This window comes from Pseudomonas sp. NMS19W, assembly GCF_051554255.1.
Lineage (GTDB): Bacteria > Pseudomonadota > Gammaproteobacteria > Pseudomonadales > Pseudomonadaceae > Aquipseudomonas > Aquipseudomonas kribbensis.
In genome coordinates this window covers 1,023,274-1,040,753 of the sequence record NZ_CP136718.1, presented here as the reverse complement: position 1 = coordinate 1,040,753, position 17,480 = coordinate 1,023,274, and the positions used below count along the sequence as shown (strand labels likewise).

Here is a 17,480-nt window from a genome sequence, read left to right as displayed (position 1 = left end):
CCTGCGGGACAACAGCTTATTTTTTCTGTCACAAAATGCTGTCCGGCCCCATTCCTGCGGGGTTGCGGGTGCTTTTTCAATCGCTAGCAGACTACCCCTCCACTGTCGAGATATGGCGCCCGTTGCGCTTTGCGTATACTGCGCACATGTTTTCCCCAACGGCTTTGCGTCCGCGGTACGCCAAATGGCTGATCGCTACCGGACTCTTCCTGATGCTCAGTGGCTGTGTTGATAAACCCAACACACTCGAGCGCGTAAAGGAGGATGGTGTGCTGCGGGTGATCACCCGTAACAGCCCCGCCACCTACTTTCAGGATCGCAGCGGCGAGACCGGCTTCGAATACGAGCTGGTGAAGCGCTTCGCCGACGATTTGGGGGTGGAGCTGAAGATCGAGACCGCCGACAACCTCGACGACCTGTTCGACCAGATCGGCAAACCCAACGGCCCGGTGCTGGCCGCCGCCGGCCTGGTCAGCAGTGAACAGCGCAAGAAGCAGGTGCGCTTCTCCCACTCCTACCTCGAAGTCACCCCACAGATCATCTATCGCAACGGCCAGTCCCGGCCGACCGACGCCAGTGAACTGGTCGGCAAGAAGATCATGGTGCTCAAGGGCAGCACCCACGCCGACCAGCTCGCCGAGCTGAAACAGAAATATCCCGGGATCGAATACGAAGAGTCCGACGCCGTCGAGGTGGTCGATCTGCTGCGCATGGTCGACGAAGGCCAGATAGACCTGACCCTGGTCGATTCCAACGAAGTGGCGATGAACCAGGTGTACTTCACCAACATCCGCGTCGCCTTCGACCTCGGCGATGCCCGCAGCCAGAGCTGGGCGGTGGCCGCCGGCGAAGACAACAGCCTGCTCAACGAGATCAACAGTTATCTGGACAAAGTCCAGAAGAACGGCACCCTGCAACGTCTGAAGGACCGCTACTACGGCCACGTCGACGTCCTCGGCTACATGGGCGCCACGACCTTCGCCCAGCATTTGCAGCAACGCCTGCCCAAGTACGAACAGCACTTCAAGACCTACGCCAAAAAAGAGAAAGTCGACTGGCGCCTGCTCGCGGCCATCGGTTATCAGGAATCGCTGTGGCAACCGGCCGTCACTTCGAAGACCGGCGTACGCGGCCTGATGATGCTGACCCAGAACACTGCGCAAGCCATGGGTGTGTCCAACCGCCTCGATCCGAAGCAGAGCATCATGGGCGGCGCGAAGTATCTGGCGTACATGAAGGATCAGCTGGATGACTCGATCCAGGAGCCGGATCGTACGTGGTTTGCACTGGCTGCCTACAACGTCGGCAGCGGTCACCTGGATGACGCACGCAAACTGGCGTCCCGGGAAGGCCTGAATCCGGACAAGTGGCTGGATGTGAAGAAGATGCTGCCCCGCCTGTCGCAGAAGCAGTGGTACAGCAAGACCCGCTATGGCTACGCCCGTGGCGGCGAACCGGTGCACTTCGTGGCGAACATCCGTCGCTACTACGACATCCTGACCTGGGTGACCCAGCCGCAGCTTGAGGGCGATCAGGTCGCCGAAGGCAATCTGCATGTGCCGGGGATCGACAAGTCCAAACCGGCGCAGGAAAACCCGCCGCTCTGATAAACACTGCGGGAGCCGGCTCCCACAGTGTCTGTGTTGATGCTTAGTGTTTGGCGGCCGCCAGGATCAGCGCCTTCATCTCCGAAACCGCCGACTTGAAGCCGACGAACAACGCATGCGCCACCAGCGCGTGACCGATGTTCAGTTCGTTGATGCCCTTGATCGCCGCCACAGCTTCAACGTTGTGATAGTGCAGACCGTGACCGGCATTGACGATCAGGCCCTGGGCCAGACCGAATGCCACGCCGTCCGCCACACGCTTGAGCTCTTCAGCCACTTCGGTCGGCGTTTCGGCATCGGCGTAACGCCCGGTGTGCAGCTCGATGGCCGGTGCGCCCACACGTTTCGAGGCAGCGATCTGCCGCTCGTCAGCGTCGATGAACAGCGACACTTCGCTGCCGATCTTCGACAGACGCTCCACCGCAGCCTTGATCCGCTCTTCCTGCCCCGCCACGTCCAGACCGCCTTCTGTGGTCAACTCCTGACGGGTTTCCGGTACCAGGCAGATGTGCGCCGGACGGATGCGTTCGGCGAACGCCATCATTTCTTCGGTGACGCCCATTTCGAAGTTCATGCGGGTTTGCAGCACATCCTTGAGCAGCAGCACGTCGCGCTCCTGAATGTGGCGACGGTCCTCGCGCAGGTGCACGGTGATGCCGTCGGCGCCCGCCTCTTCCGCGTCCAGCGCAGCCTTGACCGGATCCGGATAGCGCGTGCCCCGAGCCTGACGCAGGGTGGCGACGTGGTCGATGTTCACGCCAAGAAGAATGCGATTGCTGGTGGTCACGGATGCGCTCCTGAAGGGAAAGATTCGGCGCACAGCATACGGTGAGATCAGGGCTTGCGAAACAGCTCGCGACTGACAAGCGGACGACCGCCAAGATGAACGGCCAATGCCTGACGCATCAAACGCTTGGCGGCAGACAGAGCGCCCGGGGCAGACCAGTCCGCTTCGGCCATGGCTAGCAGTTCGGTGCCATTGAACAGACCGGGTTGCAGCAGGTAGACCCGCTCAAGTCCGGCGTCCACCTGCAAGCGGTAGAGACCGTCCGCAGCGATGGGCTCGTCGTTGATGTCGGTGCTCAGGGAAAAGCCATAGCCGAGGTCATCGAGCAGACGCCATTCGAAGGAACGCAGAAGAGGCTCCAGTGGACGGCCTTCGGCGAGGGCCAGCAGCGTGGCGGCGTAATGATCGAACACCGCCGGATGCGGATCTTCGGCCGGCAGCAGGCGGATCAGCAGCTCGTTGAGATAGAGCCCGCTGAACAGCGCCTCGCCAACCATCCACGTCGCGTTACCGACGCTTTCCATGCGCCCGACATTCTTCAACTCACCCTTGCCGCGAAACTCCACTTCCAGCGGCACGAACGGCCGCGCCAGTGTCCCGGCCTTGCCCCGCGCGCTGCGCAACACCGCCCGCAACCGACCTTGCGGCGTGAGGAAGTCCACCAATGCGCTGGTTTCGCGGTAGGCGCGGGAGTGGAGGACGTAGGCGGGTTGGGCGGGAGGCGTTTGAGACATGGACTTCTCGTTGAGGGAAACGCGGTTTACTCATCACCCAAAACCAATGTGGGAGCGAGCTTGCTCGCGAAAGCGGTGCAACAGTCAACATCAATGCCGAATGTTACATCGTCTTCGCGAGCAAGCTCGCTCCCACAATGGATCGATGTATTGCTTTACAGGTCGCCGTAACCCAGCGAACGCAGCGCACGCTCGTCATCGGACCAGCCGCCCTTCACCTTGACCCACAGGTTGAGCATGATCTTGGAGTCGAACAGCAGCTCCATGTCCTTGCGCGCCTCGGTGCCGATGCGCTTGATGCGCTCGCCCTTGTCGCCAATGATGATTTTCTTCTGGCCGTCACGCTCGACGAGAATCAACGCATGGATGTGCAGTGTTGCACCCTGCTGCTTGAACTCTTCGATTTCCACGGTGATCTGGTACGGCAACTCGGCGCCGAGCTGGCGCATGATCTTCTCGCGAACCAGTTCGGCGGCGAGGAAGCGGCTGCTGCGGTCGGTGATCTGGTCTTCCGGGAAGAAGTGATCGTTCTCCGGCAGGTGATCGGCGATCACTTTTTCCAGCGCGTCGAGGTTGTGCCCCTGCTGCGCCGAAATCGGAATGATCTGCGCGTTCGGCAGCTGTTCCTGCAACCAGGACAAATGCGGCATCAGCTCGGCCTTGTCCTCGATGCGGTCAGTCTTGTTCAGCGCGACGATCAGCGGGCCGGTCACGTACTGCACGCGCTCCAGGACCATCTGGTCTTCTTCGGTCCACTTGGTGCGGTCGACCACGAAGATCACCACATCGACGTCTTTCAACGCTGCCGAAGCGGTCTTGTTCATGTAGCGGTTCAGGGCCTTTTCGCCGCCCTTGTGCATGCCGGGAGTGTCGACGTAGATCGCCTGCACGTCGCCTTCGGTCTTGATCCCGAGCATGTTGTGGCGAGTGGTCTGCGGCTTGCGCGAGGTGATCGCGAGCTTCTGGCCGAGGATGTGGTTCAGCAGCGTGGACTTGCCCACGTTCGGACGGCCGACGATGGCAACGTAGCCACAGCGAGTTGCGTTTGTATCAGTCATTGCCATTCTCCACACCCAGGGCAATCAGTGCTGCGGCGGCCGCTACCTGTTCGGCAATACGACGGCTCACACCCTGACCCCGGCTTTTTTCATTCAATAGGACAACTTCGCACTCGACGAAGAAGGTACGGCAGTGCGGCTCGCCCTGGATATCCACGACTTCGTAGCGCGGCAGCTCGCAACCGCGCGATTGCAGGAATTCCTGCAGGCGGGTCTTCGGATCCTTGTTGGTGTCGACCAGCGTCAGGCCTTCGAACTCGCCGGCCAGCCAGGCCAGGACGCGCTCGCGGGCGACTTCCATGCCGGCGTCGAGGTAGATCGCGCCGATCAGCGCTTCCAGGGCATCGGCCAGAATCGACTCGCGACGGAAACCGCCGCTTTTCAGCTCACCGGAACCCAGACGCAGGTATTCACCCAGATCGAACCCACGGGCCAGTACAGCCAGGGTCTCGCCCTTCACCAGACGTGCGCGCAAACGCGACAACTGGCCTTCGCGGGCCAGCGGGAAGCGCTCGAAGAGGGCTTCACCGGCGACGAAGTTGAGGATCGCATCGCCGAGGAATTCCAGACGCTCATTGTTGCGTCCGGCAAAACTGCGGTGCGTAAGGGCCAGGACCATCAGTTCCTGATCCTTGAAGGTGTAACCGAGCTGACGCTCGAGACGGCTGAGAGAAACGCTCACGGTTTGACCACGCTGAGTTCGTGGCTGGATTCCACCGCCATCGCCGGGATACGGCGCAGGCCTGGGACAATTAACGCTGTGTTCAAAAATGACGTCCTGAATATCGTGGCTTCATGCCCCGGAGCCGGTTGTGCCGACGCCAGAAATGCATTCGGCGCTGTGGTCAACAGCGCCGTGATTGTTTACTTGATCAGGCCGACCCGCGAGAAATTCGGCAGGTGGCTGAGTTTCGGTTCCGGCCAGCTCATCCAGACCGCGAAGGCCTTGCCGACGATGTTCTGGTCGGGAACCATGCCCAGCAGATCCTTGGGAATGTTCGGGTCATCCCAGTAGCGACTGTCGTTCGAGTTGTCGCGGTTGTCGCCCATCATGAAGTAGTGCCCGGCCGGCACGGTCCAGGTATGGTCCGGCGTGGCGCGGTAGCGGCTCATTTCCTTGCGGATCAGGTGCTCGGCGGCGCCGAGTTTTTCCTTGTAGAGTTCCGCACTGCCGAGGGTGCCCGGCTCGGAGCCGACCAGTTGCTCGGCAATCGACTCGCCATTGACGAACAGACGCTTGTCGGCGGTGTAGCGCACCGTGTCGCCCGGCAGGCCAACCACACGCTTGATGTAGTTGACGTTCGGGTCGCTCGGGTAGCGGAACACCATCACATCGCCGCGTTGCGGATCACCGACTTCGATGACTTTCTTGTCGATCACCGGCAGGCGGATCCCGTAAGAAAACTTGTTCACCAGAATGAAGTCGCCGACGTCCAGGGTCGGTTTCATCGAGCCGGACGGAATCTGGAACGGTTCCACCAGGAACGAACGCAGCACCAGCACGATGAACAGCACCGGGAAGAACGACTTGCCGTATTCGACCAGCAGCGGCTCCTTGTTCAGCTTCTCCACCACCAGCACATCAGGCTGGCTGACGCTGCCCTGATAGGAAGCGATGGCGGCGCGCCGACGCGGTGCCAGGATCAACAGATCGAGCAACGCCAACAGGCCGCAGACGAACACGGCGATAACCAGCAACAGCGGGAAATTTAGTGACATAGGACCTGACTATTCCAACCTGAGCACAGCAAGGAAGGCTTCTTGTGGAATTTCCACGTTGCCGACCTGCTTCATGCGTTTCTTACCGGCCTTTTGCTTCTCGAGCAGTTTCTTCTTACGACTGACGTCACCGCCGTAGCATTTGGCCAATACGTTCTTTCTGAGCGCCTTGACGGTTGTCCGGGCGACGATCTGACCGCCAATGGCAGCCTGGATGGCCACGTCGAACATCTGACGAGGAATCAGTTCTTTCATCTTCTCGGTCAACTGACGACCTTTGAAGTGCGAATTGTCACGGTGCACGATCAACGCCAGGGCATCGACCTTGTCGCCGTTGATCAGCACGTCCAGTTTCACCAGATTAGCCGATTGGTAACGATCGAAATGGTAGTCCAGCGAAGCATAGCCGCGGCTGGTGGATTTCAGACGGTCGAAGAAGTCCAGGACCACTTCGTTCATCGGCAGGTCGTAGGTCACCTGGACCTGATTGCCGAGGAACAGCATGTCGACCTGGACACCGCGTTTTTCGATGCACAGGGTGATGACGTTGCCCAGGTGCTCCTGCGGCACCAGGATGTTGGCCCGCACGATCGGCTCGCGCATGTCTTCGATGGACGACACGTCCGGCAGCTTCGACGGGTTGTCGACGTAAATCGTTTCACCGGTTTTCAGCACCAGTTCGAAGATTACCGTCGGCGCCGTGGTGATCAGGTCCAGGTCGTATTCGCGCTCCAGGCGCTCCTGGATGATTTCCATGTGCAGCATGCCGAGGAAGCCGCAACGGAAGCCGAAGCCCAGGGCGTCGGAGCTTTCCGGGGTGTACTGCAGCGACGAGTCGTTAAGGGTCAGTTTCTGCAGCGCTTCGCGGAAATCCTCGAAGTCGTCGGAGCTGACCGGGAACAGGCCGGCGTAAACCTGTGGCTGGATGCGTTTGAAGCCTGGCAGCACTTCAACGTCCGGGGTGGAGCTCAGGGTCAGGGTGTCGCCGACCGGTGCACCGTGAATGTCCTTGATGCTGGCGATGATGAAGCCCACTTCGCCGGCCTTCAGGTCAGCGGTGGCGGTGTGTTTCGGGTTGAACACACCGACGCTGTCGACTAGGTGCACCTTGCCGGTGGACTTCACCAGGATCTTGTCGCCCTTCTTCACGCGGCCATGACGCACGCGCACCAGGGAAACAACGCCCAAGTAGTTGTCGAACCAGGAGTCGATGATCAACGCTTGCAGCGGATCTTCGATGTTGCCGGTCGGCGCAGGAATGGTCGCGACCAGACGCTCGAGCACTTCATCGACACCCAGGCCGGTCTTGGCGCTGCAGGTGACGGCGTCGGTGGCGTCGATGCCGATGATCTTCTCGATCTCGTCCTTGACGCGGTCAGGCTCGGCCTGTGGCAGGTCAATCTTGTTCAGTACCGGCATGACCTCAAGGCCCTGCTCGATGGCGGTGTAGCAGTTGGCCACGGACTGGGCTTCTACGCCCTGACCCGCGTCGACCACCAGCAAGGCACCTTCACACGCGGCCAGGGAACGGCTGACTTCGTAGGTGAAGTCGACGTGGCCCGGGGTGTCAATGAAGTTCAGCTGGTAGGTGACGCCGTCTTTGGCCTTGTAATAGAGGGTAACGCTGTGGGCCTTGATGGTGATCCCGCGTTCGCGCTCCAGCTCCATGGAATCCAGTACCTGGGCTTCCATTTCACGCTCGGCCAGGCCACCGCACATCTGGATGAATCGGTCAGCCAGCGTCGACTTGCCATGGTCAATGTGGGCGATGATGGAGAAATTGCGGATATGACTCAAATCACTCACGGATCAACACTCAAAAAGGCTGCAGGCTTGGCCCGCCGAAAAATAGCCGGGAATTGTACCTGATACACGGCGCAAGCGTCACGTTCGCCTGTCACCCGGATTGCATGCAAAAACGCCCCGGTCTGGCGACCGGGGCGTTTTTCAAGGTTGAAGCAAGGGTGAAACCTTGTTCATCAACCGGCTCGACGCAGCAACCAGACACCCGCCAGCGCACAGACGCCGGCCGGCACCAGCACCGCGAACAGCGGCGAGAAGCCGAACACCAGACTGGATGGACCCAGCAGATCCTGGACGATCCGGAAGGTGAACCCCACCAACACACCGGTGAACACTCGCTGACCCAGGGTCACCGAACGCAACGGACCGAAAATGAAGGAGATCGCCATCAGCACCAGCGCAGCGGTCACCAGCGGCTGCAACACCTTGACCCAAAACGCCAGCCAGTAACGGCCGTTGCTCAGCCCCTGATCCGCCAGGTAATGGATATAACCCCACAGGCCACTGATCGACAGCGCTTCCGGCGCCATGACCACAGTATTCAGCAGTTCCGGACTGATAGAAACATCCCAGTCTTCCGTCGGCTTGTTGACGACTTCGGTGCTGCGTTCGTGGAACAGCGTGGTGGTGACATCGGTGAGCTGCCAGCGCTTGCCATCGAATTCGGCGCGTTTGGCGAAGCTCGAACTCTGCAGATGACGCTCCTTGTCGAAGTGATAGCGGGTCACGCCATACAGCAGGCCATCGGGCTGAACGGCGTTGATATGGATGAACTCGTCACCCTGACGGTGCCACATACCGTGCTTGGCGCTCTGTGCGTCGCCGCTGCCCTGAGCCAGCGAGCGATTGGCCTGGGCCATGCTCTCGGTGGCCGGGGCAACGTATTCACCGATCAGCACGCCGGCCAGCATCAGAACCAGCATCGGCTTCATGACCGCCCAGACGATACGCCCGATGGACACACCGGCGGCACGCATGACGGTCAGTTCGCTGCTGCTTGCCAGACTGCCGAGGCCGATCAGGCAACCAATCAGCGCCGCCATCGGCAGCATGTCGTAGAGCCGGCGCGGTGCGGTCAGCAGTACAAAGCTCAGCACATCGACCAGCGTGTAGGTTTCGCTGACGTCGCCCATTTCGTCGATGAAGGCAAACAGGGTGGCCAGGCCAAGAATGATCGCCAGCACCGCGATGATCGCGATGAATACGCTGCTGCCGATGTAGCGGTCGAGTTTAACCACGGGCCACCTCCAGCGCAGCGCTGCGACGGCTGGCCATTTTCAGGCGCAGCGGTTCCCAGTACAGCAGGCCGATACCGATGGCCAGGAAGATCCCGTGCACCCACCACAGGCCCAGGCTCGCCGGGATCTTGCCTTTTTCGAGGGCGCCGCGGGCGGCAATCAGGATGGTCAGGTAAGCCATATAAAGAAGAATCGCCGGCAGCAACTTGAGGAAGCGCCCCTGGCGCGGATTGACCCGCGACAGCGGAACCGCCATCAGGGTCACGATAAATACCAGCAGCGGCAGCGACAGGCGCCATTGCAGTTCGGTTTTCGCACGGATGTCGTCGCTGGCCATCAGGGTCGAGGTCGGCATCGCGTCACGATCAGTGACTTCCTCGCTGACATCAGGCTTGGGCAGCAGCACGCCATAGGTTTCGTAATGGATGGCACGGTAGTTGGCCAGTCCCGGGCTGCCGTCGTAGCGGTAGCCGTTGTGCAGGATCAGGTAACGGTTGCCGTCGGGACGGATTTCCTGCCGGCCTTTTTCGGCCACCAGCACGGAAATCCCGCGATCCGCCTGGTTGGCGCCGAGGTTTTTCTGCGAGATGAACACGCTGCCCAGATTGACCCGGTCATCGCTCAGGGTTTCGGTGTAGGTCACCCGGGTGCCGTCGCGCAACGCCTGGAAACGGCCCGGCTCGAGGGTGTCGAACTCGGTCAGGGCATCCTGCTTGTTCAGCAGCAGCTGGAACTGGTTGGCGCCTTGCGGGGCCAGGCTCAGGCTGAGCCATGCCACCACCAGTGCCACCAGGGTGGCCGGGAACAGGGTCATGCGGAACAGGCGCTGCTGGCTCATGCCAGTGGCCGACAGCACGGTCATTTCGCTTTCCAGATACAACCGGCCGTACGCCAGAAGGATCCCGAGGAACAGGCCCAGTGGCAGGATCAATTGCATGAAACCCGGCAGACGGTAGCCCATGATCAGGAACAGCGATCCCGGATCGAGCTGGCCCGCAGCGGCCTGGGCAAGGTATTTGATGAAGCGACCGCTCATGATGATGACCAGCAGCACGGCGCTTACCGCACTCAGGGTCAACAGGACTTCGCGGGACAGATAACGGAAGACGATCAAACCAGACACTCCAGGGTTGTCAGGCTAAGGCGGCCAAACAAGCAAACGTATCGACAGGCCCGCAAGGCAGAGCCGTCGAAAAAAGATGCGGCATTATCCTGTGATTGAGGGCGCCTGTCACTGCGCACACTCACGCAAGCGTGCAATCCGTTGAAGATCGTACAACCGAGGGTTGTCAGGCGCGGTGAGCGAGGTTCAAACTGCCGCCTCTGTCGCAGGCACTGGCCTGCGCCTCTTCTCTCTATAAGCAGGCGACGGCGGACACCGTCGAACGCCTGCGTGTTGACCATTCATTCAGGGATCCGGACATGGAACTGGTTGTAAAAAGCGTTAGCCCAGAAACGTTGAAAACCGCCACCCTGGTGGTTGCCGTCGGCGAAGGCCGCAAACTCGGCGTCGCGGCCAAGCAGGTCGACGAACTGAGCGGCGGCGCCATCAGCGCTGTCCTTAAGCGTGGCGACCTGGCCGGCAAGGTCGGTCAGAGCCTGTTGCTGCACAGCCTGCCAAACCTGAAAGCCGAGCGCGTGCTGCTGGTCGGCGTGGGCAAGGATGAAGAATTGGGCGACCGCCCGTTCCGCAAGATCGTTGCCGGCATCCTCAACACCCTCAAGGGCCTGGGCGGCAGCGATGCTGTGCTGGCGCTGGATGAAATCATCGTCAAGGGTCGCGACAGCTACGGCAAGACCCGCCTGCTGGCCGAGACCCTGGTCGACGGCGAATACACCTTCGACCAGTTCAAGAGCCAGAAAGCCGAACCCCGCGCCCTGAAGAAAATCACCCTGCTGACCATCAAGGCTGCACAAGCCGAAGTGCAACGCGCCGTGAACCACGCCACCGCAATCGCCAACGGCATGGCCTTCACCCGCAACCTGGGCAACCTGCCGCCGAACATCTGCCACCCGACTTTCCTCGGCGAGCAAGCCAAAGACCTGGGCAAAGAGTTCAAGGATCTGAAAGTCGAAGTCCTCGACGAGAAGAAGATCAAATCCCTGGGCATGGGTTCGTTCTACGCCGTCGGCCAGGGCAGCGCCCAGCCGCCGCGCCTGATCGTCATGCAATACAACGGCGGCAAGAAATCCGAGAAGCCATACGCGCTGGTCGGTAAAGGCATCACCTTCGACACCGGCGGCATCAGCCTGAAGCCGGGCGCCGGCATGGACGAGATGAAGTACGACATGGGCGGCGCCGCCAGCGTGTTCGGCACACTGCGTGCCGTGCTGGAACTGAAGCTGCCGATCAATCTGGTGTGCATCCTGGCCTGCGCCGAGAACATGCCGAGCGGCACCGCTTCGCGTCCGGGCGACATCGTGACCACCATGAGCGGCCAGACCGTGGAAATCCTCAACACCGACGCCGAAGGCCGTCTGGTGCTGTGCGACGCCCTGACCTACTCCGAGCGTTTCAAGCCGCAAGCGGTGATCGACATCGCCACCCTGACCGGTGCCTGCGTGGTTGCCTTGGGCGCCCACACGTCGGGCCTGCTGGGCAACAACGACGAACTGATCGAGCAACTGCTGAGCGCCGGCAAGGCTGCCGACGACCGCGCCTGGCAACTGCCGCTGTTCGATGAGTATCAAGAGCAACTGGACAGCCCGTTCGCCGACATCGCCAACATTGGCGGGCCGAAGGCCGGCACCATTACTGCTGCATGCTTCCTGTCGCGCTTCACCAAGAACCTGAACTGGGCGCACCTGGACATCGCGGGCACCGCGTGGACCAGCGGCGGCAAGGACAAGGGCGCCACCGGCCGTCCGGTTCCTCTGCTGACCCAGTACCTGCTGGATCGCGCCAAGGCCTGAAACCGATGACGGCAAGCGCCGCACCTTTCGAGGGGCGGCGCTTGCTGCTCAGGAACCGCAATGACCAAAGTCGACTTCTATATCCTGCCCAGTGCCGATCCTTCGGCGCGTCTGGATTTTGCCTGCAAGCTCACCGAGAAAGCCTGGCGCATGGGCCACCGCATCTACCTGCATTGCAGCGATGGCGCCCAGCGTGATGACCTCGATGCGCGGCTGTGGGCGTTCAAGGGCGAAACCTTCGTGCCCCACGGCCCGGCCGAGAGCGAACCGGAAGGTTTGATCGTGCTCGGACTGGGGGATGACTGCGGCCAGCATCAGGATTTGCTCGTCAACCTGGACCTCAAAGTCCCGGCCTTCGCCAGCAAGTTCGCCCGCGTGGCGGAAGTGGTGGTGGAAGATCCGACGATCCGTGCGGCTGCGCGGGAGAGTTTCCGTTTCTACCGGGAACAGGGCTATCCTCTGCAAGACCACCGTTTACAGCGACTCTGAGTACGCCGATGGACACTCCAAAACCGCTGCAAAAACCCGCGCACCTGCTGGATGACCTCGAGTCGATCCGCCAGTTGCTCGGCGATGACAACCTGCAACCGCCGCTTTTGACCGACACGGTCGATGATGGCGAACAGGAACAGATTCCGATGCTGTTCGACTCGGTCACCACCGAGCCACCCGCTGTAGAACCGCCGCCAGCCCCCGTCGCGAAACCCGCCACCGCGCCCGCCGCATCTGTGGATAAAGGCCCCGACGCCCTATTGCACCTGGACAGCGAACTGCGCGCCGCCGCGCAATTGATCATGCAAGACGTGATCGACGACTTCGCCCCGCACATTGAAAATGAAATCAAACGTCGCCTCGAGGCGCGGATGGAACGGCTGGTCGCCGCAGCTTCGAGCGGCAAGCTCTAAGCTGCAAGCAAGAGCCGGAACAGACCCGCCACTCTACTCTTGCAGCTTGTGGCTTGCAGCTTGTGGCTTGTGGCTTGTGGCTTGTGGCTTGTGGCTTGTGGCTTGTGGCTTGTAGCTTGCAGCTGTCCCCGCGGCTATACTTCCCGGCTTTTCCTGAATAAATGCCAATAGGGTCCCGCCGCGCATGGATAAGACCTACCAGCCGCACGCCATTGAAACTTCCTGGTACAACACCTGGGAGTCCGAGAACTACTTCGCCCCGCAAGGCGCGGGCGACTCCTACACCATCATGATCCCGCCGCCGAACGTCACCGGCAGCCTGCACATGGGTCACGGTTTCAACAACGCGATCATGGACGCCCTGATCCGTTTCCGCCGCATGCAGGGTCGCAACACCCTGTGGCAGCCGGGCACCGACCACGCCGGTATCGCCACGCAGATGCTGGTGGAGCGTCAACTCGAAGCCCAGGGCCAGAACCGCCACGATCTGGGCCGGGAAAAATTCCTCGAGAAAGTCTGGGAATGGAAGGATCAGTCCGGCGGCAACATCAGCCGTCAGATCCGCCGTCTCGGCTCGTCCGTGGACTGGAGCCGCGAGCGCTTCACCATGGACGACGGCCTCTCGGAAGCCGTTAAAGAAGCGTTCGTGCGCCTGCACGAAGACGGCCTGATCTATCGCGGCAAGCGCCTGGTCAACTGGGACACCAAGCTGCACACGGCGATTTCCGACCTCGAAGTGGAAAACCACGACGAGAAAGGTTTCCTGTGGAACCTGAAGTACCCGCTGGCCGACGGCGCGAAAACCGCTGAAGGCAACGACTTCCTGATCGTCGCGACCACCCGTCCGGAAACCATGCTCGGCGACTCCGCCGTCGCGGTGAACCCGAACGACGAGCGCTACAAAGCCCTGATCGGCAAGTTTGTCGAGCTGCCGCTGGTCGGCCGCCGCATTCCGATCATCGCCGACGATTACTGCGACCCTGAATTCGGCACCGGCTGCGTGAAAATCACCCCGGCCCACGATTTCAACGACTACGAAGTCGGCAAGCGTCACAACCTGCCGCTGCTGAACATCTTCGACAAGAACGCCAACGTGCTGCCGGCGGCCCAGGTGTTCAACCTCGACGGCACTCTGAACGACAGCATCGACGGCAAGATTCCGGCGGAGTACGCCGGTCTCGAGCGTTTCGAAGCGCGCAAGCAGATCGTGGCCGCGTTCGACGCTGCCGGCCTGCTGGTCAGCGTCGACGATCATGGCCTGAAAGTACCGAAAGGCGACCGCTCCGGCACCGTCATCGAGCCGTGGCTGACCGACCAGTGGTACGTGTCCACCAAGCCGCTGGCCGAGCCTGCGATTGCCGCCGTTGAAGACGGCCGCATCCAGTTCGTGCCGAAGCAGTACGAAAACATGTACTTCTCGTGGATGCGCGACATCCAGGACTGGTGCATCAGCCGTCAGCTGTGGTGGGGCCACCGGATCCCGGCCTGGTACGACGAGTCGGGCAAGGTCTACGTCGGTCGCGACGAAGCCGAAGTGCGCGCCAAGCACAACCTGGGCGCCGACGTTGCGCTGCAACAGGACAACGACGTTCTCGACACCTGGTTCAGTTCGGGCCTGTGGACCTTCTCCACCCTGGGCTGGCCGGAAAAGACCGAGTTCCTGAAGAAATTCCACTCCACCGACGTGCTGGTGACGGGCTTCGACATCATTTTCTTCTGGGTTGCCCGGATGATCATGCTGACCATGCACCTGATCAAGAACGAGGACGGCACGCCGCAGGTTCCGTTCAAGACCGTTTACGTACACGGTCTGGTACGTGATGGCCAGGGCCAGAAGATGTCCAAGTCCAAGGGCAACGTCCTGGATCCGCTGGACATCATCGACGGCATCGAGCTCGAAACCCTGGTGCAGAAACGCACTTCCGGTCTGATGCAGCCAAAACTGGCGAAGAAGATCGAGAAGCAGACCCGCGAAGAGTTCGCCGACGGCATCGCCAGCTACGGCACCGACGCCCTGCGCTTCACGTTCTGCTCGCTGGCGTCCACCGGCCGCGACATCAAGTTCGACATGGGCCGCGTCGAAGGCTATCGCAACTTCTGCAACAAGATCTGGAACGCTGCGCGCTATGTTCTGGACAAGGGCGAAGACTGCGGCCAGAACGGCGAAGCCTACGAGCTGTCGCTGGCGGACCGCTGGATCATCTCGCAACTGCAACGCACCGAAGCCGAAGTGACCCGTCAACTGGATCAGTTCCGTTTCGACCTGGCGGCGCAAGCGCTGTACGAGTTCATCTGGAACCAGTACTGCGACTGGTACCTGGAATTGTCCAAGCCTGTGCTGTGGGACGAAAACGCACCGGTCGAGCGTCAGCGTGGCACCCGTCGCACCCTGGTTCGTGTACTGGAAGTGGCGCTGCGTCTGGCGCATCCGTTCATGCCGTTCATCACTGAAGAAATCTGGCAGCGCATCGCGCCGCTGGCCGGCATTCAGGGCAAGACGATCATGCTGCAAGCGTGGCCGGTGGCCAACGAAGAGCGCATCGATCCGGCGGCCGAAGACGACATCGAATGGCTCAAGGGCCTGATGCTCGGCACCCGCAACATCCGTGGCGAAATGAACATCGGCCCGGGCAAACCGCTGCCGATCTATCTGAAAAACGTCACCGCTGAAGACCAGCGCCGCCTGACCGAGAACGAAGCGCTGCTGAAGAAGCTGGCGCGTCTGGAATCGATCACCGTACTGGCGGCCGGTGAAGAAGCGCCGCTGTCCGCCACCGCGCTGGTTGGCGAGATGGAAGTGCTGGTGCCGATGGCCGGTCTGATCGACAAGAACGCCGAGCTGGCGCGTCTGGACAAGGAAATCCTGCGTCTGCAGGGCGAAGTCCAGCGGGTCGGCGGCAAGCTGTCCAACGCCGGTTTCGTTGACAAGGCCCCGGCCGAAGTCATCGAGAAGGAACGCGCCAAACTGGCCGAAGCCGAACAGGCTCTGGGCAAACTGGCCGAACAGCACGCGCGGATTGCCAGCCTGTAACGGCAAATCGCACTGAAAAAGGGAGGCCCGCAACGGCCTCCCTTTTTTGTGCCCGGCACTTTTCCGGCCAACGACACGGCTCCCTGTGGGACAATGGCCGCCACTTTCAGCCCTACCCGAATCGACCACGCCCATGAACGCCCCACGTACACCGAAACCTGCGCGCAAGAAGCCTGACTCCGCCACCCCGGCCAAGCCCGTGGAACCGCGTAAAGAAGCCAGCCTGCACCCGCGCAATCGCCATCAGGGTCGTTACGACTTCCCGGCGTTGATCAAGACCACGCCAGAACTGGCGAAATTCGTGATCACCAACCCGTACGGCAAGGAAAGCATCGACTTCGCCAGTCCCGATGCGGTGCGTGTGTTCAACCGGGCGTTGCTCAAGTCGTTCTACGGCATCCAGCATTGGGACATCCCGGCCGATTACCTCTGCCCGCCGGTGCCGGGGCGTGCCGACTACATCCACTTCCTGGCCGACCTGCTGGCCAGCAACAACGACGGCGTGGTTCCGCGCGGCGCCATCGTCAATGTGCTGGACATCGGCATGGGCGCCAACTGCGTGTACCCGTTGATCGGCAACAGCGAATACCGCTGGCACTTCCTGGGCTCGGAAATCGACCCGACGGCCGTGGCCGCCGCCAGGGCCATCGTCCAGTCCAACGATCTAAGCAAGGTCATCAAGCTGCGCCAGCAAGAGAACCGCAAGCACATCCTGATCGACCTGCTGGAGCCCGGTGAGCGTTTTGACCTGACCATGTGCAACCCGCCGTTCCACGCCTCGATGGAAGAAGCCACCAAGGGCAGCGAGCGTAAATGGCGCGCCTTGGGCAAGGCCGATCCGAAACGCAAGTTGCCGGTGCTGAACTTCGGCGGCCAGTCTGCCGAACTGTGGTGTGAAGGCGGCGAAGCCCGTTTCGTGACGCAACTGATCGCCGAAAGCGCGACCCTTGCGCACAAGGTGTTGTGGTTCAGCACCCTGGTCTCGAAAGCTTCGAACCTGCCCGCCATCGAGACAGCGCTGAAAAAGGCCGGCGCGCTGGAAAGCCAGGTAGTGGAGATGTCCCAGGGCCAGAAGCAGAGCCGCTTCGTCGCTTGGACCTTCCAGACCAAGTCCGAGCAGCAGATCTGGCGGCGTGAGCGCTGGGTGCGCAAGTAATACGTTTCAACCGGGGCGGCGCTTGATCGGAAGCAGCCGCCACTACTGCCGAACACAATCGGCAGGCACAAAAAAACCGTGCCCGGATCACTCCGGCGCACGGTTTTTTTTATCGCTGCGTCTTACTTGTTCACAGCGTCGGTCAGGCCTTTGGCCACAACCAGCTTGATCACTTTCTTGGCAGGGATTTCGATGGCAGCGCCAGTCGATGGGTTACGGCCAGTGCGGGCAGGACGCTCGGTCACTTTCAGCTTGCCGATACCTGGCAAGGTGATTTCGCCGCCGTTTTCCAGCTGATCAGCAACGATTTGGCCCAGTTGGTCCAGAGCGTTACGCGCGGTGGTTTTCGGCGCGTCGATAGCTTCAGCGATGTCGGCGATCAGTTGGTCTTTAGTAAGAGCCATGTAGTGTTCCTTCCCTATCAAATTCATATGGATTGCAGAGTGCAGTGTCAGCCATCGAGCCCGATCTTCTGGATCTGGCACCCTCGGCGATAACCACGACGAGTCGGGGTTATAGATGCCGAAAT

Annotated in this window: 15 protein-coding genes; 6 read left to right on the top strand and 9 right to left on the bottom strand. The window is 61.1% G+C overall.

Translation table 11 applies throughout. From position 1 onward, the window contains the following. The first annotated feature begins 146 nt into the window (after positions 1-146). On the top strand, positions 147-1,607 hold the full coding sequence (gene mltF / locus R1A29_RS04580) for a membrane-bound lytic murein transglycosylase MltF (protein WP_085711664.1): 1,461 nt from the start codon (positions 147-149) through the stop codon (positions 1,605-1,607). Positions 1,608-1,650: 43 nt separating this feature from the next. Here mltF and pdxJ read toward each other — a convergent pair whose 3' ends face one another. The 8 genes from pdxJ to lptF all read right to left on the bottom strand — a co-directional run bounded on the left by pdxJ (position 1,651) and on the right by lptF (position 10,060). Beyond that, complete coding sequence (pdxJ, locus tag R1A29_RS04575) at positions 1,651-2,394, bottom strand: pyridoxine 5'-phosphate synthase (RefSeq protein WP_038357694.1); 744 nt, start codon at positions 2,392-2,394, stop codon at positions 1,651-1,653. 47 nt (positions 2,395-2,441) lie between these two features. Then, the gene (gene recO / locus R1A29_RS04570) at positions 2,442-3,128 is read right to left on the bottom strand and encodes a DNA repair protein RecO (RefSeq protein WP_367255974.1); all 687 of its coding nucleotides are present in this window, start codon (positions 3,126-3,128) and stop codon (positions 2,442-2,444) included. Positions 3,129-3,283: 155 nt separating this feature from the next. Continuing rightward, on the bottom strand, positions 3,284-4,186 hold the full coding sequence (gene era, locus R1A29_RS04565) for a GTPase Era (protein ID WP_011332590.1): 903 nt from the start codon (positions 4,184-4,186) through the stop codon (positions 3,284-3,286). Next, positions 4,179-4,868 carry a ribonuclease III gene (gene rnc / locus R1A29_RS04560; protein ID WP_085711665.1) on the bottom strand — a complete coding sequence of 230 codons (690 nt, stop codon included), beginning with the start codon at positions 4,866-4,868 and terminating at the stop codon, positions 4,179-4,181. The genes era and rnc overlap by 8 nt, the downstream gene beginning before the upstream one ends. A 182-nt stretch (positions 4,869-5,050) precedes the next feature. Further along, a complete protein-coding gene (gene lepB / locus R1A29_RS04555; protein ID WP_065261873.1) occupies positions 5,051-5,905 on the bottom strand; it encodes a signal peptidase I in 855 nt (284 codons plus the stop codon). Between the two features lie 9 nt (positions 5,906-5,914). Then, a complete protein-coding gene (gene lepA, locus R1A29_RS04550) occupies positions 5,915-7,711 on the bottom strand; it encodes a translation elongation factor 4 (protein ID WP_085711666.1) in 1,797 nt (598 codons plus the stop codon). A gap of 173 nt (positions 7,712-7,884) precedes the next feature. Continuing rightward, positions 7,885-8,946, bottom strand: coding sequence for an LPS export ABC transporter permease LptG (gene lptG / locus R1A29_RS04545; protein ID WP_305836765.1), 1,062 nt, complete (start codon positions 8,944-8,946; stop codon positions 7,885-7,887). Continuing rightward, positions 8,939-10,060, bottom strand: a complete 1,122-nt coding sequence (lptF, locus tag R1A29_RS04540) for an LPS export ABC transporter permease LptF (protein ID WP_438300775.1) — start codon at positions 10,058-10,060, stop codon at positions 8,939-8,941. The genes lptG and lptF overlap by 8 nt, the downstream gene beginning before the upstream one ends. 308 nt (positions 10,061-10,368) lie before the next feature. Here lptF and R1A29_RS04535 point away from each other — a divergent pair, with 308 nt between their 5' ends. From R1A29_RS04535 to rlmF, 5 genes are all read left to right on the top strand, one after another. Then, positions 10,369-11,859 (top strand): leucyl aminopeptidase, encoded by a 1,491-nt coding sequence (locus R1A29_RS04535; protein ID WP_114881502.1) that lies wholly within the window; start codon positions 10,369-10,371, stop codon positions 11,857-11,859. A 60-nt stretch (positions 11,860-11,919) separates the two neighbouring features. Further along, positions 11,920-12,348, top strand: a complete 429-nt coding sequence (locus tag R1A29_RS04530; RefSeq protein ID WP_438300774.1) for a DNA polymerase III subunit chi — start codon at positions 11,920-11,922, stop codon at positions 12,346-12,348. Positions 12,349-12,356: 8 nt separating this feature from the next. Beyond that, on the top strand, positions 12,357-12,764 hold the full coding sequence (locus tag R1A29_RS04525) for a DNA polymerase III subunit chi (protein WP_438300773.1): 408 nt from the start codon (positions 12,357-12,359) through the stop codon (positions 12,762-12,764). 184 nt (positions 12,765-12,948) lie between these two features. After that, entirely contained in the window at positions 12,949-15,795 is a 2,847-nt protein-coding gene (locus R1A29_RS04520) for a valine--tRNA ligase (protein ID WP_438300772.1), read from the top strand. 133 nt (positions 15,796-15,928) lie between these two features. Beyond that, positions 15,929-16,951 carry a 23S rRNA (adenine(1618)-N(6))-methyltransferase RlmF gene (rlmF, locus tag R1A29_RS04515; RefSeq protein WP_085711673.1) on the top strand — a complete coding sequence of 341 codons (1,023 nt, stop codon included), beginning with the start codon at positions 15,929-15,931 and terminating at the stop codon, positions 16,949-16,951. Between the two features lie 122 nt (positions 16,952-17,073). Here rlmF and R1A29_RS04510 read toward each other — a convergent pair whose 3' ends face one another. Beyond that, positions 17,074-17,355: an HU family DNA-binding protein gene (locus tag R1A29_RS04510; protein ID WP_003221909.1), complete on the bottom strand. Its 282-nt coding sequence runs from the start codon at positions 17,353-17,355 to the stop codon at positions 17,074-17,076. Positions 17,356-17,480 lie beyond the last annotated feature (125 nt).